Source organism: Schnuerera sp., assembly GCF_035459645.1.
GTDB lineage: Bacteria > Bacillota > Clostridia > Tissierellales > Tepidimicrobiaceae > Schnuerera.
The window spans coordinates 1-1,598 of record NZ_DATHXO010000194.1 but is presented as its reverse complement, the minus strand read 5'-3'; the positions used below and the strand labels follow the sequence as shown (position 1 = coordinate 1,598).

Below are 1,598 nucleotides of genomic sequence, written 5' to 3'. Positions count from 1 at the left end.
GAAAGAAAAAGCTTAAAGTATCTGATTATATAAGAGGTAATCAGTTAGATTTGAATATAAAATTAGGTTGATTTTATTAAGGAGGAGATAGTATGTATGGCGGATATTATGGTGGAATTGGTGGAAGTTGGTTCTTAATTTTATTGCCTGCATTGTTATTTGCTATGTATGCTCAGTTAAAAGTTTCATCATCTTTTAATAAATATTTGAAAGTTCAAAGTCGTTCAGGTTATACTGGTAATGAAGTGGCTAGAATGATATTGGATAGAAATAGGTTACATGATGTTAGAATAGTGCCTGTTGCTGGAGAACTGACAGATCATTATGATCCTAGGTCAAAGGTAATTAGGTTATCAAGAAATGTATACAATGGCAGATCAATTGCAGCTGTTTCTGTAGCAGCCCATGAGGTAGGTCATGCAATACAACACGGAGAAGGTTATTTCCCATTAATTTTAAGAAATAATATAGCACCTATTGCAAGTCTTGGTTCACGATTTGTATGGATTTTAATATTATTAGGTTTTGTAATTAGCCCCTTTTTAATTGAAGTTGGAATACTACTTTATATAGCAGTAGTATTATTTCAAGTTGTTACTTTACCAGTAGAATTTAATGCTAGTAGAAGAGCATTAATTCAATTAGAAAATGGTATAGTCTATCGTGATGAAATAAGCTCTTCTAAGAAGGTTTTAAATGCTGCAGCTTTAACCTATGTTGCTGCAACATTAGTAGCTTTGGCACAGCTTTTAAGACTTCTTTCTATAACAGGTAGAAGAAGAAATTAATAAATAAAATCTAATAAAGCATATTTTGCCTGGCTCAGTCCAGGCAAAAAATTTTATAGGGAGAGTTTATATATGAAATCTAGAGAAATAGCTTTGAATATCTTAATAGATATAAATTCAAAAGGAGCATATTCTAATTATACTATCAATAAATATTTAAAGGGCCAAATTGACATAAAAGATGAAAATTTAATTAGAGGGATCGTTTATGGAGTAATAGAAAATTTATTATATCTAGATCATATTATCTCAAAATTATCCAAGATAAAGATTAGAAAAATCCAACCCATTATATTGGAGATTTTAAGAATGGGAGTATATCAAATAGCCTTTATGGATAAAATTCCAGATAGAGCGGCTGTAAATGAAGCTGTGGAACTATCAAAAAAATATGGTAACAAAAGAGTTAGTGGCTTTGTAAATGGCATATTGCGAAATTTTTCCAGAAACAAAGAAAAGATGATGTTGCTTGATGAAAAAAACAGAATGAATTTAATATCTATTAAATACTCTCATCCTAAATGGATAGTTGAGAGGTGGATAGAAGAATATGGATATGAATTTACTGAAAAATTGTGTATAGCAAACAATCTCACACCTAAGTTAAATATTCGGGTAAATAATCTCAAAACTAGTAGAGAAGTTCTAATGGATCAATTGTCCAGCTATGGTTATAGGCTTTATAAGACAAAATACGCTAAAGATGGATTGATAGTTGATAATCCTAGTAGAATTACTGATGTAGATGAGTTTAAGCTAGGTCATTTTATTATTCAAGATGAAAGTAGTATGTTAGTTGCTCAAATTGCT

Annotated in this window: 2 protein-coding genes; both read left to right on the top strand. The window is 30.2% G+C overall.

Features of this window, described 5'->3' with window-relative positions; genetic code table 11:
* Positions 1 to 92: 92 nt before the first annotated feature.
* Positions 93 to 788, top strand: a complete 696-nt coding sequence (locus tag VK998_RS04710) for a zinc metallopeptidase (protein ID WP_325226059.1) — start codon at positions 93 to 95, stop codon at positions 786 to 788.
* 72 nt (positions 789 to 860) lie between these two features.
* Positions 861 to 1,598: transcription antitermination factor NusB (gene nusB, locus VK998_RS04705; protein ID WP_325226057.1), on the top strand; the 738-nt coding region annotated here is incomplete at its 3' end.